The sequence below is a fragment of the Gilliamella sp. B3022 genome (assembly GCF_028751545.1).
Classification (GTDB): Bacteria; Pseudomonadota; Gammaproteobacteria; order Enterobacterales; family Orbaceae; genus Gilliamella.
Window position 1 is genome coordinate 1408624 of record NZ_CP071867.1, and the last position, 24840, is coordinate 1433463.

The 24840-nt window shown below is 37.4% G+C and carries 17 protein-coding genes, 3 tRNA genes and 3 rRNA genes; 17 read left to right on the forward strand and 6 right to left on the reverse strand.

The features are described from left to right. The first annotated feature begins 5 nt into the window (after window positions 1-5). The 9 genes from plsX to J4T76_RS06405 all read left to right on the forward strand — a co-directional run bounded on the left by plsX (window position 6) and on the right by J4T76_RS06405 (window position 12033). Window positions 6-1052, forward strand: coding sequence for a phosphate acyltransferase PlsX (gene plsX, locus J4T76_RS06365; RefSeq protein WP_267341272.1), 1047 nt, complete (start codon window positions 6-8; stop codon window positions 1050-1052). Between the two features lie 4 nt (window positions 1053-1056). Further along, entirely contained in the window at window positions 1057-2010 is a 954-nt protein-coding gene (locus tag J4T76_RS06370; protein WP_267341273.1) for a beta-ketoacyl-ACP synthase III, read from the forward strand. A gap of 34 nt (window positions 2011-2044) precedes the next feature. After that, complete coding sequence (fabD, locus tag J4T76_RS06375; protein ID WP_267341274.1) at window positions 2045-2980, forward strand: ACP S-malonyltransferase; 936 nt, start codon at window positions 2045-2047, stop codon at window positions 2978-2980. A gap of 19 nt (window positions 2981-2999) precedes the next feature. After that, entirely contained in the window at window positions 3000-3734 is a 735-nt protein-coding gene (gene fabG, locus J4T76_RS06380; protein ID WP_267341275.1) for a 3-oxoacyl-ACP reductase FabG, read from the forward strand. Window positions 3735-3884: 150 nt separating this feature from the next. Continuing rightward, a complete protein-coding gene (gene acpP, locus J4T76_RS06385) occupies window positions 3885-4118 on the forward strand; it encodes an acyl carrier protein (RefSeq protein ID WP_034948180.1) in 234 nt (77 codons plus the stop codon). A 147-nt stretch (window positions 4119-4265) separates the two neighbouring features. After that, complete coding sequence (gene fabF / locus J4T76_RS06390) at window positions 4266-5510, forward strand: beta-ketoacyl-ACP synthase II (protein ID WP_267341276.1); 1245 nt, start codon at window positions 4266-4268, stop codon at window positions 5508-5510. A 1454-nt stretch (window positions 5511-6964) separates the two neighbouring features. Further along, window positions 6965-10447 carry a DNA polymerase III subunit alpha gene (gene dnaE, locus J4T76_RS06395; RefSeq protein WP_267356029.1) on the forward strand — a complete coding sequence of 1161 codons (3483 nt, stop codon included), beginning with the start codon at window positions 6965-6967 and terminating at the stop codon, window positions 10445-10447. A gap of 237 nt (window positions 10448-10684) precedes the next feature. Then, on the forward strand, window positions 10685-11644 hold the full coding sequence (gene accA, locus J4T76_RS06400) for an acetyl-CoA carboxylase carboxyl transferase subunit alpha (protein ID WP_267341278.1): 960 nt from the start codon (window positions 10685-10687) through the stop codon (window positions 11642-11644). 20 nt (window positions 11645-11664) lie between these two features. Continuing rightward, window positions 11665-12033 (forward strand): diacylglycerol kinase, encoded by a 369-nt coding sequence (locus tag J4T76_RS06405; protein WP_267341279.1) that lies wholly within the window; start codon window positions 11665-11667, stop codon window positions 12031-12033. Between the two features lie 109 nt (window positions 12034-12142). Here the strand turns inward: J4T76_RS06405 and J4T76_RS06410 are convergent, their stop codons facing one another. The 4 genes from J4T76_RS06410 to metK all read right to left on the reverse strand — a co-directional run bounded on the left by J4T76_RS06410 (window position 12143) and on the right by metK (window position 15250). After that, on the reverse strand, window positions 12143-12985 hold the full coding sequence (locus J4T76_RS06410; protein ID WP_267341280.1) for a 23S rRNA (adenine(2030)-N(6))-methyltransferase RlmJ: 843 nt from the start codon (window positions 12983-12985) through the stop codon (window positions 12143-12145). After that, on the reverse strand, window positions 12979-13353 hold the full coding sequence (locus tag J4T76_RS06415; RefSeq protein ID WP_267341281.1) for a hypothetical protein: 375 nt from the start codon (window positions 13351-13353) through the stop codon (window positions 12979-12981). The genes J4T76_RS06410 and J4T76_RS06415 overlap by 7 nt, the downstream gene beginning before the upstream one ends. A gap of 258 nt (window positions 13354-13611) precedes the next feature. Further along, a complete protein-coding gene (locus J4T76_RS06420) occupies window positions 13612-14067 on the reverse strand; it encodes a SprT family zinc-dependent metalloprotease (RefSeq protein WP_443135240.1) in 456 nt (151 codons plus the stop codon). Window positions 14068-14098: 31 nt separating this feature from the next. Further along, window positions 14099-15250 (reverse strand): methionine adenosyltransferase, encoded by a 1152-nt coding sequence (gene metK / locus J4T76_RS06425; RefSeq protein ID WP_267356027.1) that lies wholly within the window; start codon window positions 15248-15250, stop codon window positions 14099-14101. A 214-nt stretch (window positions 15251-15464) separates the two neighbouring features. Here metK and murI point away from each other — a divergent pair, with 214 nt between their 5' ends. The 8 genes from murI (at window position 15465) to J4T76_RS06465 (ending at window position 22384) form a co-directional block, all read left to right on the forward strand. Then, the gene (murI, locus tag J4T76_RS06430) at window positions 15465-16289 is read left to right on the forward strand and encodes a glutamate racemase (RefSeq protein WP_267341284.1); all 825 of its coding nucleotides are present in this window, start codon (window positions 15465-15467) and stop codon (window positions 16287-16289) included. Between the two features lie 385 nt (window positions 16290-16674). Continuing rightward, window positions 16675-18212, forward strand: a 16S ribosomal RNA gene (locus J4T76_RS06435). Window positions 18213-18268: 56 nt separating this feature from the next. Continuing rightward, window positions 18269-18344, forward strand: a tRNA-Glu gene (locus J4T76_RS06440). 209 nt (window positions 18345-18553) lie between these two features. Further along, a 23S ribosomal RNA gene (locus J4T76_RS06445) occupies window positions 18554-21452 on the forward strand. A 152-nt stretch (window positions 21453-21604) separates the two neighbouring features. Further along, a 5S ribosomal RNA gene (rrf, locus tag J4T76_RS06450) occupies window positions 21605-21720 on the forward strand. The 16S, 23S and 5S rRNA genes sit together here with 3 tRNA genes alongside, the layout of an rRNA operon. 32 nt (window positions 21721-21752) lie before the next feature. Then, window positions 21753-21829, forward strand: a tRNA-Asp gene (locus J4T76_RS06455). Between the two features lie 8 nt (window positions 21830-21837). Continuing rightward, window positions 21838-21913, forward strand: a tRNA-Trp gene (locus tag J4T76_RS06460). Between the two features lie 132 nt (window positions 21914-22045). Continuing rightward, window positions 22046-22384, forward strand: a complete 339-nt coding sequence (locus tag J4T76_RS06465; RefSeq protein ID WP_267345450.1) for a DUF413 domain-containing protein — start codon at window positions 22046-22048, stop codon at window positions 22382-22384. 5 nt (window positions 22385-22389) lie between these two features. Here the strand turns inward: J4T76_RS06465 and J4T76_RS06470 are convergent, their stop codons facing one another. Both J4T76_RS06470 and znuB read right to left on the reverse strand, forming a co-directional pair. After that, window positions 22390-23913 carry a YifB family Mg chelatase-like AAA ATPase gene (locus J4T76_RS06470; RefSeq protein ID WP_267345449.1) on the reverse strand — a complete coding sequence of 508 codons (1524 nt, stop codon included), beginning with the start codon at window positions 23911-23913 and terminating at the stop codon, window positions 22390-22392. Between the two features lie 126 nt (window positions 23914-24039). Then, the gene (gene znuB / locus J4T76_RS06475) at window positions 24040-24840 is read right to left on the reverse strand and encodes a zinc ABC transporter permease subunit ZnuB (protein ID WP_267340134.1); all 801 of its coding nucleotides are present in this window, start codon (window positions 24838-24840) and stop codon (window positions 24040-24042) included.

Sequence of the window (24840 nt, forward strand, 5' to 3'; positions counted from 1 at the left end):
ACATTTTGGATAATCTAACCATTGCGTTAGATGCTATGAGCGGGGACTTCGGTCCTCGTATTGTTGTTCCTGCAGCAATACAAGCACTAAATTGTTATCCAAACCTTTCTTTATTTCTGGTCGGCGATCCCACAGAAGTTAATTTCTTTTTGTCTAAAGAAAATTCTCAACTTATCACTCAATATCAATCAAATGGTAGACTAACTTTGGTTGAATCAAGTTCAGTAATTGCTAATGACATGAAACCCTCATATGCAATTCGTCATAGTCAAGGCTCATCTATGCGAATAGCATTGGAACTTGTTAAAGATAACAAAGTTCAAGCATGTGTAAGTGCAGGTAATACAGGGGCCTTAATGGGACTATCAAAGCTGTTATTACATTCATTAACAGGAATTGATCGACCTGCTTTAGTAGCCACAATTCCGGCTTTAAATAATCAAAATACTGTAGTATTAGATCTCGGAGCTAATGCGCAATGTGATAGTGATATGTTGGTACAATTTGCAATAATGGGTGAAATCCTGGCAAAAACAGTGCTTAAGATAGATCATCCTCGAGTTGCATTACTAAATATTGGTGAAGAAGATATTAAAGGTTTAGATAAAATCCGAGCAGCGGCAGAGATTTTAAAAGCTAATGATCAAATTAATTATATTGGTTATTTAGAAGGTAATGAGCTATTAACTGGTAAAACAGATGTATTAGTTTGTGATGGTTTTGTCGGTAATGTGACACTGAAAACTGTAGAAGGATTAATTAAAATTTTTATGTCCTCATTTAAATTATCTTTAGGTCGCCATTCATTTTTTATAAAACTATTAAGTAAATGGCTTCAAAAGACGATTACAAAAAATTTTGGTTATTTAGATCCTGGACGCTATAATGGCGCTTGTTTGCTTGGACTCCGAAGTATTGTAATTAAAAGTCACGGTAGTGCCAATCAAAAATCATTTTTTGCAGCAATTGAACAAGCTATTTTGGCGATACAAACAAATATACCAGAGAAGATTGCAATGAGCCTTTCTTCCGCATTACCCAAGAGCGAATAATTAGATGTATACAAAGATTTTAGGAACAGGAAGTTATCTTCCAAAACAGATAAGAACTAATGCTGATCTTGAAAAAATGGTCGATACTAGCGACGAGTGGATAACCACGCGCACTGGTATTAAAGAAAGACGCATTGCTGATCCAAACGAAACCGTTACAAGTATGGCTTATGAAGCAGCTATAAATGCAATAGATATGGCAAATATCAATAAAAATGATATTGGCATGATTATTGTTGCAACAGCAACTTCAGTTAACGCTTTTCCAAGTTCTGCAACAGAATTACAAGCTAAACTAGATATTGATGATGTCGTTGCATTTGATGTGTCAGCTGCATGCTCAGGATTTGTTTATGCACTTGATATAGTGGATAAATACATTAAAAGTGGTGCAGTTAAATATGCATTAGTCGTTGGTTCAGATATGTTAACACGGGGCGTTGATCCAAATGACCGAGGAACCATTATTATTTTTGGTGATGGTGCCGGAGCGGTTGTTGTTGGAGCATCAGATGAACCGGGTATTATTGCTTCACATCTTCATGCTGATGGGCGTTATGGCGACTTGTTAAAGTATCCATATGTTGATCGTCGTAATATGAATGATCCCGTTTATATGACTATGCATGGTAATGAAGTGTTTAAAGTTGCTGTTAAAGAGCTTTCAAATTTAGTTGATGAGCTTTTAATGGAAAATTCATTTAATAAGGCAGATCTTGATTGGTTGGTTCCACATCAAGCTAATTTAAGAATTATTTCAGCAACAGCAAAACGTTTAGATATGGATATGAGTAAAGTCATTGTTACATTAGATAAACAGGGTAATACTTCCGCGGCTTCTGTTCCTTGTGCTTTAGACGCAGGTGTACGAGATGGGCGAATTCAACGAGGCCAACTAATTTTATTAGAAGCTTTTGGTGGTGGCTTTGTTTGGGGTTCTGCACTAATTAGATTTTAATTTATGATTTATTTCAATAATCAAGGATTTAATAATGACTAAATTTGCAATGGTATTTCCAGGACAAGGTTCACAGACTGTAGGCATGTTAAAAGATCTTGCTGACAATTTTCCAATTGTGAAATCAACTTTTGCTGAAGCTTCAGAGGTACTCGGTTATGATTTATGGGCTCTAATACAAGCTGGTCCAGCGGAAGAATTAAATAAAACCTGGCATACACAACCAGCATTACTTGCCTCATCTGTAGCTATATACAAAGTATGGCAAGGAGAAAATGGCCCTGAACCTGATTTTATGGCTGGACATAGTTTAGGTGAATATTCAGCTTTAGTTTGTTCGGGTGTGATTGATTTTAAAGATGCAATTAAACTTGTTGAATTGCGCGGAAAATTAATGCAAGAAGCGGTGCCAAGCGGTACCGGCGCTATGTATGCAATTATTGGGTTAGATAATGACTTGATTCGCCATGCATGCGAACAAGCGGCACAGGGGCAAGTTGTTGCGCCGGTAAATTTTAATTCTCCTGGTCAAGTCGTTATTGCAGGTAATAAAGAAGCGGTTGAGCGAGCAGGTGTTTTATGTAAAGAGGCTGGAGCTAAACGAGCACTACCTCTTGCAGTGAGTGTACCTTCACATTGTGATTTAATGAAGCCAGCGGCGGATAAATTAGCATCAACCTTAAATAGCATTACATTTAATACACCGAAATTTGCAGTGATTAACAATGTTGATGTCAAAGTTGAATCAGTCGCTGATAATATTAAAGCAGCTTTAACAGCCCAGCTTTATAGTCCAGTACGTTGGACTGAAACAGTTGAAAAAATGGCTAATCAAGGCGTAACATTGTTAGTTGAAATAGGGCCGGGTAAAGTATTAACAGGTCTAACTAAACGTATTGTTGACACGTTGTCTGGCTGTGCTGTTAATGATAAAGCTTCATTAGATGCCGCATTAGAAATTACTAAATAAAAGATAAAAAGAGGTGAGTATGAACCTATCAGGAAAAATTGCTTTAGTCACTGGCGCGAGTCGCGGCATTGGTAAAGCTATTGCAGAAAAACTTGTTGCTTGTGGCGCAACCGTTATTGGAACTGCAACAACCGAAAAAGGTGCTCAAGCCATAAGTGACTATTTAGGCACTAAAGGTAAAGGTTTAGCACTAAATGTGACCGATGAAGGATCTATTGAATCAGTAATTAATACAATTAAAACGGAATTTGGTGATATTGATATATTAGTTAATAACGCTGGCATTACTCGTGATAATTTATTAATGCGCATGAAAGAAGAGGAATGGCAAGACATTTTAGATACAAATTTAACTTCTGTTTTCCGTTTATCTAAAGCTTTAATGCGTACAATGATGAAAAAGCGTTATGGCAGAATTATAACAATTGGCTCAGTAGTTGGCACTATGGGTAATGCTGGACAGGCTAATTATGCTGCGGCTAAAGCAGGACTAATTGGCTTTAGTAAATCACTCGCACGTGAGGTGGCCTCAAGAGGCATTACCGTTAATGTTGTTGCTCCAGGTTTTATTGCAACTGATATGACAGCAACTCTAACAGATGAACAAAAAGCGTTAACATTGGCACAAGTTCCTGCTGGACGTTTAGGTGAACCAACTGAAATTGCAAATGCAGTTGCATTTTTAGCATCAGATGAAGCATCTTATATTACTGGTGAAACTTTACATGTCAATGGAGGCATGTATATGGTGTAATTGATTAAAATAGTGTAAAATAAGCCAATATTTTAACATTTGGCTTAAAAAATAAGCAATTGGGTTGAAAAATGATTTGCATCTTTTTCAACATTTTATAAACTTACATTCACCGCCACTTTCGGCGATTTTTATAGGAAAAAAAAGAGTATGAGTACTATTGAAGAGCGAGTTAAGAAAATTATTGTTGAGCAACTTGGTGTGAAAGAGGAAGAAGTTAAAAATGAATCTTCTTTCGTTGAAGACCTTGGTGCTGACTCTCTTGATACAGTTGAACTAGTTATGGCTTTGGAAGAAGAATTTGATACTGAAATTCCTGATGAAGAAGCTGAAAAAATTACAACTGTTCAATCAGCAATTGATTATATTACTGCAAATCAATAAGATTGCAGAGTTTTCACAATAGGCGGTCAAATGATCGCCTAGTTTGTATTCTTATCTTTATTTTTTAATTTAAGAATATTCAACGAAAACTTAAAATAAAATTTTCAATGATTCAAATTTCATTTCAATCCTTTTCTGGAGGACAATGTGTCTAAACGCAGAGTTGTTGTTACAGGAATGGGCGTGATATCTCCAGTCGGTAATACAGTTGAATCCACTTGGCAAGCACTTTTAGCTGGTCAAAGTGGTGTTGAACTCATAGAACACTTTGATACAGCCCCTTTCGCAACGCGCTTCGCCGCTATGGTAAAGAACTTTGATGGCGAAGATTATAATATTTCACGTAAAGATGCGCGTAAAATGGATTATTTTATCCAATATGGTATTGCTGCAGGTATACAAGCAATGCAAGATGCGGGTATTGAAATAACGGAAGAAAATGCAGAACGTATTGGTTGTGCTATTGGTTCAGGTATTGGTGGACTTGGATTAATTGAAGAAAATCACAGTGCATTAGTCAATGGTGGACCAAGAAAAATTAGCCCGTTTTTTGTTCCATCTACAATTGTTAATATGATTGCTGGTCACTTATCTATTATTTACGGATTAAAAGGTCCAAGTATTACTATTGCTACAGCTTGCTCCTCTGGTGTTCATAATATAGGGCATGCTGCTCGTATGATTGCCTATGGTGATGCTGATGCAATGTTAGCCGGCGGTGGGGAAAAAGCAAGTACTCCACTTGGTATTGGTGGATTTGGTGCGGCTCGTGCATTATCTACAAACAATGATAATCCTAAAGGTGCAAGTCGACCATGGGATAAAGATCGAGATGGTTTTGTGCTTGGTGATGGTGCGGGCATTATGTTCTTAGAAGAATATGAACATGCCAAAAAACGCGGTGCTAAAATCTACGCGGAATTAGTTGGATTTGGTATGAGTGGTGATGCATATCACATGACCTCACCACCAGCGGATGGTAGCGGTGCAGCGTTAGCTATGAAATGTGCACTTCGTGATGCAGGTATAACTCCTGATCAAGTAGGATATATTAATGCTCATGGTACATCAACACCAGCTGGTGATAAAGCTGAAACGCAAGCGGTTAAAAGTATTTTTAAAGAAAATGCTAATAAAGTGATGGTTAGTTCAACTAAGTCTATGATTGGTCATTTACTTGGTGCAGCGGGTGCTGTTGAGTCAATTTTTACTGTGCTGGCATTACGTGATCAAGCTATACCACCAACTATTAATCTGGATAATCCAGATGAAGGTTGTGATCTTGATTATGTACCTCATACCGCTCGTCAAGTTAAGAATTTGGATTATGCACTTTGCAACTCATTTGGTTTCGGTGGAACCAATGGTTCAGTGTTATTTAAAAAAATCTAATTCTATTTTGCTTTCCCATCACGATAAATCGTGATGGGAGTAAGAAACTCTTTTCTATATTGCTGCCTAATAATGGTTAAAATTATTTAATCAAAAATATGCGGTGTATCCCATTTTTCCAAATTATTTAACGCATCAATCGCTAATGAAAGTCAAAGTGTATGTTGCAAGGTAATAAGATGCAATCTATACGTTTCACCTTTTTAATTAAAAATGACATTGTTATGTGTGGGGAATTTTATTTTATCCTTTATAACTGCTGCTATTATGATTGCTGCTGCACTATTACCAAAACTGCTATATACAAGGCTTTAATGCATTAGAGAAGGGCTTAAAGCAGAAATAAGCAAGGATTGGAAAAAGTATTATTAGTTGAAAACCCTTCTGAATATAAAAATTTAGCTGATGTGATGGATAATTCATTATAAGGTAAAATTAAAATGTACTAGTGATACTGGAGGGAAAAAGCCAGTAATACAGCTAAAGCTTTAGCTGAAAAACTCAGTTATTCTTGTGTCGTTGCACGAACTTTGGTTACAACAGATGCACCATATACTGCTTTGTTGATTATTTTTAAATTAATTATTATTTTAAACAATATTTTGTATTATCTGGAAATCCAGATTTAATTTTAGTTGATTCAAATGTTATAGCTAAGGTACCAACGCGACGTTTAGTGGTTAGAATAGGCGATGCAATAGCAACAGGGTTTGAAGCAGAAGATTTTCAAAAAATATATCCGCAAATATGAGAGAACGACCTGGAACTTTTACTGTTTTTCCATTAGAACAATTTTGTTTGATATATTATTAAAAGATGGTGCACAAGTAAAAGATGCTTGTGAATAAAATTTAATGACTCTTGTATTAAAACATATCATTGAAACAAATATGCTTTCCAGGTCTTGGGTTTGAAAGTGGCGGATTATCTGTAGTCATGCAATTTATAATGGTTTTACTGCATTAGAAGCAATACATGATTATTGGCATAATACAAAAGCAAATGTAGCAATAGGTATTTCGCTATTTTAATGACGATTGACAGCGATTTAGAAATGATTGAAATCTTTTATAACTTTATGAGTTGATTGGATTATCAACAATCCTTGCAGAAATAGGTCAAATTGATATTTGTGATGAATACTTGATGAAAATGGATGCATTATGTTGTGTTTAAGAGGAGTCGATCTATAACTTACTTGTTGAAGCTAACTTAAATACATTATCTGCCGAAATAAAAGCAATAAATGCAGAAGGGTTATGTCTTAAAATACATTAAATAATCTATTTTCGATTATCCTATCTACAATTAAGAGTGCTGTCGTTGATTTTGTGTACAAGAGTTTTTATTATTGCAAACTTGTTTGAAGTTGAGCATGTAAACAGGATAAGAATATTCATCTTGCTTGTGTTATAATGCCAATCAATTTTATATCATTTTTATTTCCGGTAATTATGGCAGACCCCAAGTTTATTCATCTGCATTTACATAGCGATTTTTCCATGATTGATGGAATTGCTAAAGTGGATACTTTAGTTAGTGAAGTGAGCAAATTGCAGATGCCAGCTTTTGCGATCACTGATTTTACAAATCTTTGCGGATTGGTTAAATTTTATGGTTCAGCAATGTCCAAAGGAATTAAACCTATTATTGGTGCGGATTTAGTTATTAAAAACCCGCAATTAACAGATGACATTTATCAGTTAACATTATTAGCTGCAACTAATGAAGGATATCAAAATCTTACTTTATTAATTTCTAAAGCTTATCAGCGAGGTTATATTGGCGATATGCCAGTAGTAGATCAACAATGGTTGGTTGAGCATAGAGCAGGATTAATTGTTTTAGCAGGAAGAGAAAGTGATATTGGCATTGGTATCACTCGTAATAATCAAACAATCATTGATAATGGAATCAATTTCTATTTTCAAAATTTTTCTAATCATTTTTATTTTGAACTGGTACGTACAGGGCGTCTTAATGAAGAATTATTCATTCATACTGCCGTAAAACTTGCCGAACAACATCAATTACCTGTTGTTGCTACCAATGATGTCAGATTTTTAAAATCATCAGATTTTGAAGCTCATGAAATTCGTGTAGCCATTCATGATGGTAATACTCTTGAAGATCCTAATCGACCTAAAAACTACTCATCTCAACAGTATCTTCGTAGTGAACAAGAGATGTGTGAACTATTTTCGGATATCCCTGAAGCTTTGGAAAATAGCGTTGAAATAGCAAAACGATGCAATGTTACAATTCGACTTGGCGAATACTTCTTACCCAAATTTCCGACAGGAGATATGTCAACTGAAGAGTTTTTAGTCCATAAATCACTCATAGGTTTAGAAGAAAGACTTGAATTTCTTTTTCCCGATCCTGAAACAAGAAATCAAAGAAGATCGGAATATGATAAACGACTAGAGACAGAATTAAATGTCATCAATCAGATGGGATTTCCAGGATACTTTCTGATAGTTATGGAATTTATTCAATGGTCAAAAGATAATGATATTCCTGTTGGACCGGGTCGAGGATCGGGCGCAGGCTCTCTCGTTGCTTATGCTTTAAAAATTACTGATTTAGATCCATTAGCTTTTGATTTGCTATTTGAACGTTTCTTAAATCCTGAACGGATTTCAATGCCTGACTTTGATGTCGATTTTTGTATGGAAAAACGTGATCTGGTTATTGATCATGTTGCTGATATGTATGGTCGAGATGCTGTTTCACAAATCATTACTTTTGGTACGATGGCAGCTAAAGCGGTAATACGTGATGTCGGTCGAGTACTTGGACACCCTTATGGATTTGTTGATCGTATTTCTAAGTTAATTCCACTTGATCCAGGGATGACACTGGCAAAAGCTTTTGAAATTGAACCTCAGCTTCAAGATTTATATGATAATAATGAAGATGTTAAATCATTAATCGACATTGCCCGCCAATTAGAAGGTGTAACACGAAATGCGGGTAAACATGCTGGTGGAGTAGTGATTTCACCGACTAAGATTACTGATTTTGCACCAATTTATTGTGATCCAGAAGGAAATCATCCAGTAACGCAGTTTGATAAAAATGATGTTGAATATGCTGGACTGGTAAAATTTGACTTTTTAGGACTGCGTACATTAACCATTATCAATTGGGCAATTAAAATGATTAATGAACGTCAGTTAAAAAATGGTCAACCACCAGTTGATATCAATCGCATAGAACTTGATGATCAAAAATCCTTTGAGTTGTTGCTAAAAGCCGAAACCACAGCGGTATTTCAGCTGGAATCTAGAGGAATGAAAGATTTAATTCGGCGTTTAAAACCAGACTGTTTTGAGGATATGATAGCGTTAGTAGCACTATTTCGTCCTGGACCACTACAGTCTGGCATGGTAGATAATTTTATCGATCGTAAGCATGGTCGGGAAGACGTTTCTTATCCTGATATAAAATATCAACATGAATCATTAAAGCCAATACTAGAACCAACCTATGGTATTATTTTATATCAAGAACAAGTTATGCAGATAGCTCAAACCTTATCCGGTTATACTTTAGGTGGTGCAGATTTATTGCGTCGAGCTATGGGTAAGAAAAAACCTGAAGAAATGGCTAAACAGCGATCTGTCTTTAAAGAAGGAGCCGAAAAACAAGGTGTTGACGGTGAACTAGCAATGCGGATATTCGATTTAGTTGAAAAGTTTGCTGGTTATGGTTTTAATAAATCACATTCTGCTGCTTATGCATTGGTTTCCTATCAAACATTATGGTTAAAAACGCACTATCCAGCTGAATTTATGGCAGCAGTGATGACTGCGGATATGGATAATACTGATAAAATTGTTGGTTTAGTTGATGAATGTTTAAGAATGGGATTAAAAGTTAATCCTCCTGATATTAATAGTGGTCTTTACCATTTTCATGTGAATGATAAAGGTGAGATTGTTTATGGTATAGGTGCTATAAAAGGGGTTGGTGAAGGACCAATTGAAGCCATTGTTGAGGCTCGTAACAGCGGTGGATATTTTAAAAATATCTTTGAACTTTGTGCCAGAACAGACATGAAGAAAATCAATCGCCGTGTACTTGAAAAGTTAACTATGGCTGGAGCTTTTGACAAATTAGGACCACATCGAGCGGCGATTTTACATAGTATTAATGATGCCATGCAAGCTGCAGATCAATATGCGAAAGCACAAGATATAGGTCAAGAAGATATGTTCGGTGTTTTAGCCGAAGAGCCTGAGCAAGTTGAACATGCTTATGCCTCCGTTCCCGAATTGCCTGCTCAAGTTTTATTAGATGGTGAGCGAGAAGCATTAGGACTATATTTAACAGGCCATCCAGTAACTCAGTATTTAAAAGAATTAAATCGTTATTCTGGTGGGTTAAGGATAAGTGAAGCTTCTCCAACTGGTTGGGGAAAACTCGCAACCTTTGCAGGTATAGTTGCAGATGCTAGAGTTAGGATAACTAAAAAGGGTAATAAAATTGGTTTGTTTACCTTAGATGATCGTTCTGGTCGTATTGATGGCATGCTGTTTACCGATTCTTTAGAAAAATTTGGGCATCTACTTGTAAAAGATAAAATTCTCATAGTGTCAGGACAAGTTAGTCATGATGATTTCAATGGTGGACTAAAAATGTCAGTCCGAGATATTGTAGATTTAAAAGATGCTAGAGCAAAATATGTAAAAGGCCTTGCTATTACATTAACTGAAATTGAAACTAATCGTTCAATACTACAACGATTACAACAAGTTTTTGAGCCTTATCGCCATGGAAGTGTACCTGTAAATTTATATTATCATCGTGAAGATTCTGTAGTACGTATTCAATTTGGTACTACATGGCGAATAATACCAGAAGATGCTCTAATTGTTGAATTAAAAACATTGCTTGGTAACGATCGTATTGAATTTGAATTTGATACATAATTACCTATCAATTGAGCATTATTGATTTAAAATATTGGATCAATAAAGTCACTATTATTAAAAACTAGTGACTTTATTTTTGAATAATTGAAGTAAATTGATATAAATATTGGTGACTTCAATAACTATTACATAGTAGAATTGACTTAATTTTATCTTAAGAAATAGTCAGTATACTGTAGTTAATGATGTATTTTTTAGGAAATACAAATAAAACAAGAGGCAATCATAAGCGTTATGAACAATTTTTTGGAATTTGAAAAGCCGATAGCGGAATTAGAAGCAAAAATTAATTCCTTAAAGAACATTGATTCGCAACAAGTAGAATTAGATTTAAATTTAGATAAGGAGATTAAACAATTAAATCGAAAAAGCCGCGAGTTAACTAAAAAAATATTTGCAAATCTATCACCTTGGGATGTAGCACAATTAGCTAGACATCCCAATAGACCTTATACATTAGATTATATAAAAGAAATTTTCACTGATTTTGATGAGTTGGCAGGCGATCGCGCATATGCTGATGATAAAGCAATAGTTGGAGGTATCGCTCGTATTGATGAACGTGCGGTTATGGTTATCGGTCATCAAAAAGGACGAGAAACCAAACAAAAGATATATCGTAACTTTGGTATGCCTGCTCCAGAAGGATATCGTAAAGCATTAAGGCTAATGCAATTAGCTGAGCGTTTTAAATTACCTATTATTACTTTTATTGATACTCCTGGTGCATATCCTGGGATTGGTGCTGAAGAAAGAGGTCAAGCTGAGGCTATTGCCAGAAATTTAAGAGAAATGTCACGTTTAAAAGTACCTACAATTTGTACTGTTATTGGTGAAGGAGGGTCTGGAGGTGCACTTGCAATTGGCGTAGCAGATAAAGTTAACATGATGCAATATAGTACTTATTCGGTTATCTCGCCCGAAGGTTGCGCATCTATTTTATGGAAAAGTGCTGATAAAGCATCCGTTGCAGCTGAAGCCATGAACATGACCGCTGATAAATTACTTAAACTAAATCTTATTGATGCGATTGTACCTGAACCACTAGGTGGAGCTCATCGTGATTACTCTAAAGTAGCTGCATCATTGAAAAAACAATTGATTAGCGATTTAGATGAACTTGAAAATATGGATTTATCGACTTTACTTGAAAGAAGATTTCAACGATTAATGAACTATGGTTATGTGAGATAAATTTAAATCTGGAATTTATAATGGAAAAATCGACAGGATTACAGCGCATTGTTAATGCTACAAAGTATTCTTTAAAAGGCTTTAAATCTGCAATTAAATATGAAACGGCATTTCGACAAGAGCTAATTTTGTTGTTGGTAGCTTATGTGACAGTAATGATAATTGATTTCACAATCTATGAACGAATTTTATTACTTGGTTCAATAGGTTTTGTTATGATTGTAGAATTACTTAATAGTGCTATTGAATGCGTTGTTGATCGGATCGGTAGTGAGAGACATGAATTATCTGGACGAGCGAAAGACTATGGTTCTGCTGCCGTATTTATGTCTCTGTTATTAACAGTTATTTTATGGATTTATCTATTTTCTTGTCATTTTTTTTCTTAATTTTATCTAAACGTGATGTTTTATGAAACATCGTGACAGAAAGGAAATCTACTATAGCCAACCATATTAAAAATGCGAGATCGTCACTCGCATTTCAACAAAGTTAATACTATTCTGAAACCAGCTCTTTAGCAATAATACTACCTGTTCTCTCAACATCTAAGATATTTTTCAACCATGGTAATATTGTTTGCATTTGTTCATGTAATTTCCAAGGTGGATTAATCACCAACATCCCAGATGCAGTCATACCTTTCTGATTATTATCTGGTTTGATTGCTAATTCAAATTGTGAAATTCGTCTAATTCCCAACTTAATAATACTATCGATCATTTTTTGCGTTTGTGTTCGTGATACAACTGGATACCAAATTAGATAAACACCCGTTGCAAAACGTTTATAAGCTTCAAATAATGCTTTAGGTAATATTTGATAATCTTCTTTGATTTCATAAGATGGATCAATTAAAATAATTCCACGTCGAAACTCATGTGGTAGCTTGGATTTTAATTGTAAAAAACCATCTTCACGTAATACCTTTGCTCTTTTATCTTTATTGAATTCCTGGCGTAATAATGGATAATCTGTAGGATGTAATTCAGTTAAATTAAGCTTGTCTTGTTGTCTTAATAATTGTTTAGCAATTAAAGGCGAACCTGGATAATATTTTAATTCACTAAAAGGATTATATCGTTTTATTATAGATAGATAGGTATCAAGAGGCTCAGGTATATTAGATTGTTGCCATAGCATATTAATACCTGATAAATATTCACCTGTTTTTTCTGAGTGCTCACTTTTTAACAAGTATCTTCCCGCACCAGAATGTGTATCTAAATATAAAAAAGGTTTTTCTTTTTCTTTTAGTGAATTGATACATAATGTTAATACAATATGTTTTAATACATCTGCATGATTTCCTGCGTGATAGCTATGCCGATAGCTTAACATGACTTATTTGACCTCTTTTGTTCATTTTTCTGCATATAGAAAGTTGTTAATGCTAGACTTAAAAGACATGGAATTTCCATCAATTCTTCAATGAGATCTTTTCGATCAGGCTCTAGAACCAAAAATTCATATCCCAAACGTCTATGTTCAGCAATATCAGCAATACCTAAGAAAAGAAATGCAAAAAATAAGTGCCAAACGGGAATTATCTCAAATTTATATCGACGAATTATCTCTTGACGAATAGAGGGTAAAAAGATACTTAACAATGGTATTGCAATAATAATACTAGCAATAATTTTGTAATAAATACGAGGAATATCAGGGAAAAAATCGCGTCCCCAACTAATGCCTCGTCCAAAAAGCATAAACCACCAAAATATTGTCCAAATCCAAAATTTATAAAGGTTTAAATTATACTTGACGCTTTTAGCATAATGATATGTATAACAACACATAAATAACAAGAATAATGATTGTATATGTTCAATTAAGCTAACGGTTAATTTATTGTCTAATGGAAGCCAAAAGTTACCAGTGATATATAGAAGAACGCTCAAAATCACAATAAACATAGAGCTTTTGTAAAAGTGCGTATCAAATTTAGGCATAATTTATTTCAAGAATTAAACAAAATTTTTAAGTTTAAGTATAGTACCGCATTTACGACATTGATAACTAGTTTTATTCTTTCTAATTTTATTATGTCGTATTGGTGATAAATAATGTTCTTGGCAATCACAAATATATACATACTCGAAACGTTTAAAAATAAAATTATGGGTGACTTTAGGTTGTTTCTTCATTATTTCAGACATGACATATTGCCATTCTTTACCATGAGGTTTTACCTTTCCATAGCTTTGAAAGGTAATAAGATGAGCTAATTCATGGGGAACGACTTCATCAATAAAATTTTTCCCATTTTCATAAAGCATTGTAATATTAAGTTGAATTTCCCAATGATTTAATACTGCACTACCTGCTATACTACCTTTTGATTTATAGATAACTTTTGGTTCTTTATATTCAGTCCCTAGCAGTTGATTGGCTTGATTTAAGTACTCTCTCAAACAAGCCATCACCTGATTATGTAAATAAATTGGTATATGTTTATAATCCTGCCGCATCGCGAAGTAGTGCTGCTTTATCGGTTTTTTCCCAAGGAAAGATATCTCGACCAAAATGACCGTAAGTTGCAGTTTTTTGATAAATTGGTTGAATCAGATCAAGCATTTGAATTAACCCATAAGGTCTTAGATCAAAAAATTCTTTGATTAACGAAATAATTTTATCGTGTCCAATTTTCTCAGAGCCAAAAGTATTAACATAAACAGATGTTGGGTTAGCAACACCAATTGCATAAGAAATTTGTAACTCACATTTATCAGCAAGTCCTGCTGCAACAATATTTTTAGCAACATATCTTGCTGCGTAGGCAGCGGAACGGTCTACTTTTGAAGGATCTTTTCCAGAAAACGCACCACCACCATGACGAGCTGCACCGCCATAGGTATCAACAATAATTTTTCGGCCAGTTAAACCACAATCTCCCATAGGACCACCAATTACAAAACGCCCAGTTGGATTAATAAAGTATTTAGTTTTAGAGGTTAACCATTCGACAGGTAATGTCGGTTTAATGATTTCTTCCATTACAGCCTCTTGTATAACTTTTTGTTCGATACCTTCTGAATGTTGGGTCGATAAAACAATTGTATCGACACCTTTTATCTGACCATTTTGATAAATTAATGTAACTTGACTTTTTGCATCAGGCCTTAACCAAGGAAGTGTACCATTTTTTCTTACTTCAGCTTGGCGGCGCATCAAATCATGAGCATAGCTGATTGCGGCGGGCATCAAGTTAGGCATTTCATTAGTTGCATAACCAAACATAATACCTTGATCACCAGCGCCTTGTTCTAATGGATCTTCTTTATCCACGCCTTGATTGATATCGGGGGACTGTTTACCAATTGCATTTAACACGGCACAAGAATTTGCATCGAATCCCATTTCTGAACTAGTATAACCAATATCATTAATTGTTTTTCTGGTTAATTCTTCTATATCTACCCAAGCAGAAGTTGTAATTTCACCTCCAACTAACGCCATACCTGTTTTTACATATGTCTCGCAAGCAACACGAGCTTTTGGATCTTGTTTTAAAATTGCATCAAGTACGGCATCAGATATTTGATCTGCAATTTTATCTGGATGACCTTCTGAAACAGATTCTGATGTGAATAGAAATTCTGACATAAAATACCTTTTTAACTTAATAGTGTCTAACGCTGAAAATATAATATTCAGCTTTTAAGTGCCTATTTTAGCAGTTTTACCATCTAGACGTCTATCTTAATAGTTTATAAAATAAAAGCAAATTTATTAGAAATAAAATTACTTGCATTAATTTCTATTCAATTTACGATATCGCTCGTTTTTTATTTTATTATCTAATAAAGTTTAATTTACTATGAATAGTATAAAACAATCTCCTAGTGTGTTGGTATTTGATTCTGGCATTGGTGGATTATCCGTCTATAAAGAAATTTACAATAAAATACCTAATGCGCATTATATTTATGCATTTGATAATGAAATGTTTCCTTATGGTGATAAATCGTCAGAAGTTTTGGTTAATCGAGTTAATGCTGTTATTAAAACTATTAATAAATTTCAACAAATCGATTTAGCGGTTATTGCATGCAATACGGCTAGCACTATTTGTTTACCAAGTTTACGCTCTAACTTTTCTTTTCCTATAGTGGGCGTAGTACCTGCAATTAAACCTGCAAGTTTACTAACTAAAAATAGATGTATAGGATTATTGGCAACAAAAGCCACGATTGAAAGGGCTTATACAACAAATCTTATTAACCAATTTGCTAATCATTGTTCAGTTAAATTATTAGGTTTGTCTGAATTAGCACTCATAGCAGAAAATAAATTACAAGGTATTGCTGTAGATATGCAATATTTGAAAAAATTGATGCAACCATGGCTTAATATGCAAACTATTCCTGATACAATAGTTCTTGGCTGTACTCATTACCCGTTTATTAAAGAAGAGTTGCAGATGATTTTTCCTCAAGTTAATTTTATTGATTCAGGTTATGCAATTGCAACTAGGGTATATAATCTATTAAAAGACAAGTATGACGTAAACAAAATACCATTATTTAAAAAAGAAAATATTATATTAAGTACAATCTGCAATCAGTCCGTTGAAAAATTGATTAAAAAATTAACTAAATATAATCTTGATAAATATCAGTGTATTAATGTCTTTTCTGTTTAAAGGTTATTCGAACGAATAAATATTTAATCTTTTTTACTTGCCAAAAAAAATGAAGTGCCTATAATGCGCATCCACTGACACGGCGTCATCGACAAACAGAGACAGCAGGTGTAAGTGAGCAAGGTCAAAAATTTTGAAAAAAGATCTTGACGAATAAAAAGGTGTAGCGTAGTATACGCAGCCCTTGAGACAGCAAACTGAATAACAAAATGTTTAGTGAAAGATAAATAGCTGTCAGCTCTTTAAAAAGAAGAAACAGACAATCTGTGTGGGCACTTGCGAGACGAAAGATTAAAAGTCTACGGACTGAAAAAATTAAGTCTTGATAAGTGACACTGAAGATTCATTTGAATATGTCAGAGACAGTTATTGAGCATCAAACTTTAAATTGAAGAGTTTGATCATGGCTCAGATTGAACGCTGGCGGCAGGCTTAACACATGCAAGTCGAACGGTAACATGAGTGCTTGCACTTGATGACGAGTGGCGGACGGGTGAGTAAAGTATGGGTATCTGCCGAATGGAGGGGGACAACAGTTGGAAACGACTGCTAATACCGCATAATGTTGAGAGACCAAAGCATGGGACCTTCGGGCCATGCGCCATTTGATGAGCCCATATGGGATTAGCTAGTTGGTAGGGTAAAGGCTTACCAAGGCGACGATCTCTAGCTGGTCTGAGAGGATGACCAGCCACACTGGAACTGAGACACGGTCCAGACTCCTACGGGAGGCAGCAGTGGGGAATATTGCACAATGGGGGGAACCCTGATGCAGCCATGCCGCGTGTATGAAGAAGGCCTTCGGGTTGTAAAGTACTTTCGGTAATGAGGAAGGTGATGAATCGAATAGGTTCATCAATTGACGTTAATTACAGAAGAAGCACCGGCTAACTCCGTGCCAGCAGCCGCGGTAATACGGAGGGTGCGAGCGTTAATCGGAATGACTGGGCGTAAAGGGCATGTAGGCGGATAATTAAGTTAGGTGTGAAAGCCCTGGGCTCAACCTAGGAATTGCACTTAAAACTGGTTAACTAGAGTATTGTAGAGGAAGGTAGAATTCCACGTGTAGCGGTGAAATGCGTAGAGATGTGGAGGAATACCGGTGGCGAAGGCGGCCTTCTGGACAGATACTGACGCTGAGATGCGAAAGCGTGGGGAGCAAACAGGATTAGATACCCTGGTAGTCCACGCTGTAAACGATGTCGATTTGGAGTTTGTTGCCTAGAGTGATGGGCTCCGAAGCTAACGCGATAAATCGACCGCCTGGGGAGTACGGCCGCAAGGTTAAAACTCAAATGAATTGACGGGGGCCCGCACAAGCGGTGGAGCATGTGGTTTAATTCGATGCAACGCGAAGAACCTTACCTGGTCTTGACATCCACAGAATCTTGCAGAGATGCGAGAGTGCCTTCGGGAACTGTGAGACAGGTGCTGCATGGCTGTCGTCAGCTCGTGTTGTGAAATGTTGGGTTAAGTCCCGCAACGAGCGCAACCCTTATCCTTTGTTGCCAGCGATTCGGTCGGGAACTCAAAGGAGACTGCCGTTGATAAAGCGGAGGAAGGTGGGGACGACGTCAAGTCATCATGGCCCTTACGACCAGGGCTACACACGTGCTACAATGGCGTATACAAAGGGAGGCGACCTCGCGAGAGCAAGCGGACCTCATAAAGTACGTCTAAGTCCGGATTGGAGTCTGCAACTCGACTCCATGAAGTCGGAATCGCTAGTAATCGTGAATCAGAATGTCACGGTGAATACGTTCCCGGGCCTTGTACACACCGCCCGTCACACCATGGGAGTGGGTTGCACCAGAAGTAGATAGCTTAACCTTCGGGAGGGCGTTTACCACGGTGTGGTCCATGACTGGGGTGAAGTCGTAACAAGGTAACCGTAGGGGAACCTGCGGTTGGATCACCTCCTTACGAAGTGCTCGTAAGTGTTCACACAGATTGTTTGTTTATAAAGAAGAAGTAATTAAGTCCCCTTCGTCTAGAGGCCTAGGACATCGCCCTTTCACGGCGGTAACAGGGGTTCGAATCCCCTAGGGGACGCCATAATATGTGATGAAGTTACTTCTTAATGAAATTATGTTTGTATTTACTTATAAGAGTAAATAGAAAGATAAAGCTCTTTAACAATTAGGAACAAGCTGAAAGAAACGAGTTCTCGTTTTTACGGAAAGCATTTGTATGAAAATATGAATGCGCTGAAGTAAAAAAGAGAAAAAAAGCGTAATTAAAACCAAGACAACTGTGAGTTGTAAGGTTAAGAAATTAAGCGTACACGGTGGATGCCTAGGCAATCAGAGGCGATGAAGGACGTGTTAATCTGCGAAAAGCGACGGTGAGCCGATAAAAGGCGCGATAGCCGTTGATGTCCGAATGGGGAAACCCAGTGCAGGTGACTGCACTATCATCTGATGAATCCATAGTCAGATGAGGCGAACCGGGAGAACTGAAACATCTAAGTACCCCGAGGAAAAGAAATCAACCGAGATTCCCAAAGTAGCGGCGAGCGAAATGGGAGCAGCCCAAGCGGGTAGCATAATGTATTAGTGGAAGCGTCTGGAAAGTCGCACGACAGAGGGTGAAAGTCCCGTACATGAAAATGCATTATGTGGAAGCTTATAGAGTAGGGCGGGACACGTGATATCCTGTCTGAAGATGGGGGGACCATCCTCCAAGGCTAAATACTCCTGATTGACCGATAGTGAACCAGTACCGTGAGGGAAAGGCGAAAAGAACCCCGGGAGGGGAGTGAAATAGACCCTGAAACCGTGTACGTACAATCAGTGGGAGCTGTTACCGTTGGGTAATAGTGACTGCGTACCTTTTGTATAATGGGTCAGCGACTTATATTCTGTAGCAAGGTTAACCGAATAGGGGAGCCGAAGGGAAACCGAGTATTAACTGTGCGTTAAGTTGCAGGGTATAGACCCGAAACCCGGTGATCTAGCCATGGGCAGGTTGAAGGTTGGTTAACACTAACTGGAGGACCGAACCGACTAATGTTGAAAAATTAGCGGATGACCTGTGGCTGGGGGTGAAAGGCCAATCAAACCGGGAGATAGCTGGTTCTCCCCGAAAGCTATTTAGGTAGCGCCTCATGTATAACTGTTGGGGGTAGAGCACTGTTTCGGCTAGGGGGCCATCCCGGCTTACCAACCCGATGCAAACTCCGAATACTGACAAGTTTAATCATGGGAGACACACGGCGGGTGCTAACGTTCGTCGTGAAGAGGGAAACAACCCAGACCGCCAGCTAAGGTCCCCAAGTCATAGTTAAGTGGGAAACGAAGTGGGAAGGCTTAGACAGCTAGGATGTTGGCTTAGAAGCAGCCATCATTTAAAGAAAGCGTAATAGCTCACTAGTCGAGTCGGCCTGCGCGGAAGATGTAACGGGGCTAAAACTATGCACCGAAGCTGCGGCAGTGCACGTAAGTGTATTGGGTAGGGGAGCGTTCTGTAAGCCGTAGAAGGTGTGTTGTGAGGCATGCTGGAGGTATCAGAAGTGCGAATGCTGACATAAGTAACGATAAAGCGGGTGAAAAGCCCGCTCGCCGGAAGACCAAGGGTTCCTGTCCAACGTTAATCGGGGCAGGGTGAGTCGACCCCTAAGGAGAGGCCGAAGGGCGTATCTGATGGGAAACGGGTTAATATTCCCGTACTGGCTATAACTGCGATGGGGGGACGAAGAAGGCTAGGTTTACCACCTATTGGATGGTGGGTTAAGCGTGTAGGGGTGTGATTAGGCAAATCCGGTCACTGAAACCCTGAGGCGTGATGACGAGCTACTAAGGTAGTGAAGTAATTGATGCCCTGCTTCCAGGAAAATCCTCTAAGCTTCAGGTTATAGTTAATCGTACCCGAAACCGACACAGGTGGTCAGGTAGAGAATACTCAGGCGCTTGAGAGAACTCGGGTGAAGGAACTAGGCAAAATGGTGCCGTAACTTCGGGAGAAGGCACGCTGATGGTAATTGAAGTCCCACGCGGATGGAGGTGAAGTCAGTCGAAGATACCAGCTGGCTGCAACTGTTTAATAAAAACACAGCACTGTGCAAACACGAAAGTGGACGTATACGGTGTGACGCCTGCCCGGTGCTGGAAGGTTAATTGATGGGGTTATGCGTAAGCAGAAGCTCTTGATCGAAGCCCCAGTAAACGGCGGCCGTAACTATAACGGTCCTAAGGTAGCGAAATTCCTTGTCGGGTAAGTTCCGACCTGCACGAATGGCGTAATGATGGCCAGGCTGTCTCCACCCGAGACTCAGTGAAATTGAAATTGCCGTGAAGATGCGGTGTACCCGTGGCAAGACGGAAAGACCCCGTGAACCTTTACTATAGCTTGACAGTGAACATTGAGCCTTAATGTGTAGGATAGGTGGGAGACTAAGAAGCATGCACGCCAGTGTGTGTGGAGTCGACCTTGAAATACCACCCTTTAATGTTTGATGTTCTAACCTATACTTCTGAATCGAGGTAAGGGACACTGTCTGGTGGGTAGTTTGACTGGGGCGGTCTCCTCCCAAAGAGTAACGGAGGAGCACGAAGGTTAGCTAATCCTGGTCGGACATCAGGAGGTTAGTGCAATGGCAAAAGCTAGCTTGACTGCGAGAGTGACGGCTCGAGCAGGTACGAAAGTAGGTCATAGTGATCCGGTGGTTCTGAATGGAAGGGCCATCGCTCAACGGATAAAAGGTACTCCGGGGATAACAGGCTGATACCGCCCAAGAGTTCATATCGACGGCGGTGTTTGGCACCTCGATGTCGGCTCATCACATCCTGGGGCTGAAGTAGGTCCCAAGGGTACGGCTGTTCGCCGTTTAAAGTGGTACGCGAGCTGGGTTTAGAACGTCGTGAGACAGTTCGGTCCCTATCTGCCATGGGCGTAGGAAAATTGAGAGGGTTTGCTTCTAGTACGAGAGGACCGAAGTGAACGCACCGCTGGTGTTCGGGTTGTGATGCCAATTGCATTGCCCGGTAGCTACGTGCGGAATAGATAAGTGCTGAAAGCATCTAAGTACGAAACTAGCCTCGAGATGAGTTTTCCCTGAAGAGATTCAGTAAGGTCCGTTTGAGACTAAGACGTAGATAGGTCAGGTGTGTAAGTGTAGTGATACATTGAGCTAACTGATACTAATGAACCGAGAGTCTTAACCTTACAACTCGGAGTTGTTTTGGATACGCGAAGTTGAGAGATTAAGAAATCATCGAAAGATGATGAAAGATTGATGAAACAGTTTGTTCCGGATTGAGCAATTGGTGAAGATATGTGATAATCATCATCAATAGAAAAAGAGAAGACAGAATATGTCTGGCGGTAATAGCGCGGTGGTCCCACCTGACCCCATGCCGAACTCAGAAGTGAAACGCCGAAGTGCCGATGGTAGTGTGGGTATTACCCATGTGAGAGTAGGGAGCCGCCAGACTTTTAAATTTATATATACACATCAAATTCGGTGGAGCGGTAGTTCAGTTGGTTAGAATACCTGCCTGTCACGCAGGGGGTCGCGGGTTCGAGCCCCGTCCGTTCCGCCACCTTATTTAGGGGCGTAGTTCAATTGGTAGAGCACCGGTCTCCAAAACCGGGTGTTGGGAGTTCGAGACTCTCCGCCCCTGCCAAAAGTAATGATTTTGTTTTAATTTTAGCCGTTCAGCAATTTTTACTAACATAAATAAAAAATTTTTGTTTACAGATTAAGTTAGTGAATTATAATTCCCGCCCAAATACTTTTACAATCTAGAGGATATAAAATGGCTGAAAGTTTTGTAAGTCAACAACGTTTTTTTGATAATAAGAATTACCCAAGGGGATTTTCTCGTCATGGTGATTTTACAATTAAAGAAGCACAAATTTTAGAAAAATATGGTTGTGCTTTTAGGGATCTTGATATGGAAACAAGAAAGCCTGTTACAGCAGACGAGAAATCATTTGTAGCAGTGTGTAAAGGAAAAAAGGAACCTTCAACCGATTTAGAAAAAGCATGGTTAAAGTATCTTTCTCGAATTAATAAGCCTAAACGTTTTCATACATTATCTGGTGGTAAACCACAAGTTGATGTTAATGATGATTTCGTAGATAGTGATGATTAATTCTGTTAACCAATATTTTTGTGTAATTGAATTAACAATCGATCCATAGAACGATAACTTAAAGCTTCTGAAATATGTTTTCGTTCTATGTTTTTTGATAGTTCTAAATCTGCAATAGTACGAGATACTTTCAATATTCGATGCCATGCTCTAGCTGAAAGTCCTAATTTTATCAAAGCTTGTTCCAAATACTCATTATTTTCATCAGATAGCTGACAATAAAATTGAATATCATTAGAGGTAAATTGACTATTTAGTTTTTTATTTCTTTCCATTTGAATGTTTCTGGCTAATAAAACTCTTTCTTTTACTTTTTCTGTGGATTCACTCTTTATTGCTTTCTGACTTAATGCTCCTTTTGGTAAAAGTGGAACTTCAATGGATATATCAAATCTATCTAAAAATGGTCCTGAAAGTCGATTTAGATAACGAATAACTTGTTGGGGAGTTGTTCTATTGTGTGTTCCTTGATAATGTCCTGTAGGGCTAGGATTCATTGCTGCAATAAGTTGAAACCTTGCTGGAAATTTTATTTTAGCATTTGCCCTTGAAATAATGATTTCTCCTGATTCAATAGGTTCTCTTAACGCATCTAGTACTTTACGATTAAATTCAGGAAGTTCATCTAAAAATAACACTCCGTTGTGAGCCAGAGATATTTCTCCAGGTTTAGGTATCGATCCTCCTCCTACTAATGCTGCGATTGAAGCACTATGATGAGGAGATCTAAAGGGACGTTTTCGCCAATTTTTGATTGATCCATTTGAACTGACCAAACTGGTAATTGCCGCACTTTCTAGTGCTTCTGTATCAGATAATGGAGGCAATAATGATGTTAACCGAGTTGCTAACATTGTTTTACCTGTTCCAGGTGGACCTATTAATAATAAATTATGACCTCCGGCGGCAGCTATTTCTAATGCTCTTTTAGCATGTTCTTGCCCAATAATATCCTGCAAATTTGCTGAGATATCATCACTATTATGATATTCTCTGTAAGCTACTAAAGGTAAACTTAAGTTTTCAGTCAAATGCTGACAGACTTCAACTAAATTATTTGTGATTAACGTATTTCCTTGGTGTATTAAAGATATTTCCGATTGATTCTCTGCCGATATTATTAGTGAGCGTTGTTTTTTTTGGGATGAAATTGCAGCAGGTATAGCACCTTTAACCGCTCTAATTTCTCCTGATAAAGCGAGTTCTCCTAAAAATTCATAATTAGACAAATTATCAGAGGGAATCTGTTGTGTTGCAGCAAGAATTGCAATAGCAATAGGTAAATCAAAACGACTACCTTCCTTAGGAAGGTCAGCAGGTGATAAATTGACTGTTATTTTCTTTGCAGGAAAAGTAAATCCACTATTAATAATAGCACTTCTAACACGATCTTTTGATTCTTTGACGGTTGCTTCAGGAAGCCCAACTAGGACAAAACCAGGTAATCCATTACTAATATGAACTTCTACATTTATTTGTGGAGCTTGTATTCCGATGGATGCGCGAGTAAAAACAGTAGCAAGTGACATAATTTTAATCTTTAATCTTTAATATTTAAATTTATTATCACTTTATTTATATATAAGTGATGCATAAATCTCATTATGAAATTTATGCGTGTTTGTTCGCAATAAAGATCGTATTTTTGCTGTTATTTATTCTTTTTTACTTATTAAAAATTTCGAAAAAAATAATGATAGAAAAAATAGGCAAGTGTTAGCCAATACAACAGAAGGGCCTGTCGGAGTATCATAGATGAAAGAAAATATCAATCCTCCAATGATAGATAACATACCAATAATTATTGCTATTATTGCCATAGATTCAGGCGTTTTCGAATAGTATTTGGCTGTCGCTGCAGGAATAATAAGGAGCGAAGTAATAATCAATGCTCCTACAAATTTCATTGCAATTCCTATTGTTAACGCTAATAAAAGGGTCAAAAGTAATTTCGTGAATTGTATATTAATACCGTTACTGAATGCTAATTCTTCACTGACAGTAGTAAATAAAAAATTATTCCATTGCCAAAGTAGTAAAGTGCCAATCAGCATCACACAAATTATAATTTGAATGAGATCTGAATAGGATACAGATAAAAGATCCCCAAATAAGTATCCCATTAAATCGATACGTATATTCTTCATTAAGCTAATAACTACCAAACCTAGTGATAATGCACTGTGAGCCAAAATGCCAAGTAAAGTATCAATAGGTAATTGCTTTTGAGATTCCAGCCAAAGTAATCCGATAGCAAGCAAAAGCGTTATAAAAATGACAGCATAAAATAAATTAATATTAAGTAAAAAACCAAATGCGATACCAAGTAAAGCTGCATGCGATAAAGTATCACCAAAATATGACATTCTTCTCCATACAACAAATGTACCTAAAGGACCTGTTACTGTGGTTAAACATAGACCTGCTAATAAAGACGGTAATAACAACTCAATCAT

What these genes read in the sequence shown, in the direction of transcription:
- J4T76_RS06370 (WP_267341273.1), top strand. Translation starts at nt 1,057, where the DNA reads ATGTATACAAAGATTTTAGGAACAGGAAGTTATCTTCCAAAACAGATA.
- fabD (WP_267341274.1), top strand. Translation starts at nt 2,045, where the DNA reads ATGACTAAATTTGCAATGGTATTTCCAGGACAAGGTTCACAGACTGTA.
- fabG (WP_267341275.1), top strand. Translation starts at nt 3,000, where the DNA reads ATGAACCTATCAGGAAAAATTGCTTTAGTCACTGGCGCGAGTCGCGGC.
- acpP (WP_034948180.1), top strand. Translation starts at nt 3,885, where the DNA reads ATGAGTACTATTGAAGAGCGAGTTAAGAAAATTATTGTTGAGCAACTT.
- dnaE (WP_267356029.1), top strand. Translation starts at nt 6,965, where the DNA reads ATGGCAGACCCCAAGTTTATTCATCTGCATTTACATAGCGATTTTTCC.
- accA (WP_267341278.1), top strand. Translation starts at nt 10,685, where the DNA reads ATGAACAATTTTTTGGAATTTGAAAAGCCGATAGCGGAATTAGAAGCA.
- J4T76_RS06405 (WP_267341279.1), top strand. Translation starts at nt 11,665, where the DNA reads ATGGAAAAATCGACAGGATTACAGCGCATTGTTAATGCTACAAAGTAT.
- J4T76_RS06410 (WP_267341280.1), bottom strand. Translation starts at nt 12,985, where the DNA reads ATGTTAAGCTATCGGCATAGCTATCACGCAGGAAATCATGCAGATGTA.
- J4T76_RS06415 (WP_267341281.1), bottom strand. Translation starts at nt 13,353, where the DNA reads ATGCTTTTTGGACGAGGCATTAGTTGGGGACGCGATTTTTTCCCTGAT.
- J4T76_RS06420 (WP_443135240.1), bottom strand. Translation starts at nt 14,067, where the DNA reads ATGGCTTGTTTGAGAGAGTACTTAAATCAAGCCAATCAACTGCTAGGG.
- metK (WP_267356027.1), bottom strand. Translation starts at nt 15,250, where the DNA reads ATGTCAGAATTTCTATTCACATCAGAATCTGTTTCAGAAGGTCATCCA.
- murI (WP_267341284.1), top strand. Translation starts at nt 15,465, where the DNA reads ATGAATAGTATAAAACAATCTCCTAGTGTGTTGGTATTTGATTCTGGC.
- J4T76_RS06465 (WP_267345450.1), top strand. Translation starts at nt 22,046, where the DNA reads ATGGCTGAAAGTTTTGTAAGTCAACAACGTTTTTTTGATAATAAGAAT.
- J4T76_RS06470 (WP_267345449.1), bottom strand. Translation starts at nt 23,913, where the DNA reads ATGTCACTTGCTACTGTTTTTACTCGCGCATCCATCGGAATACAAGCT.
- znuB (WP_267340134.1), bottom strand. Translation starts at nt 24,840, where the DNA reads ATGATTGAGTTGTTATTACCGTCTTTATTAGCAGGTCTATGTTTAACC.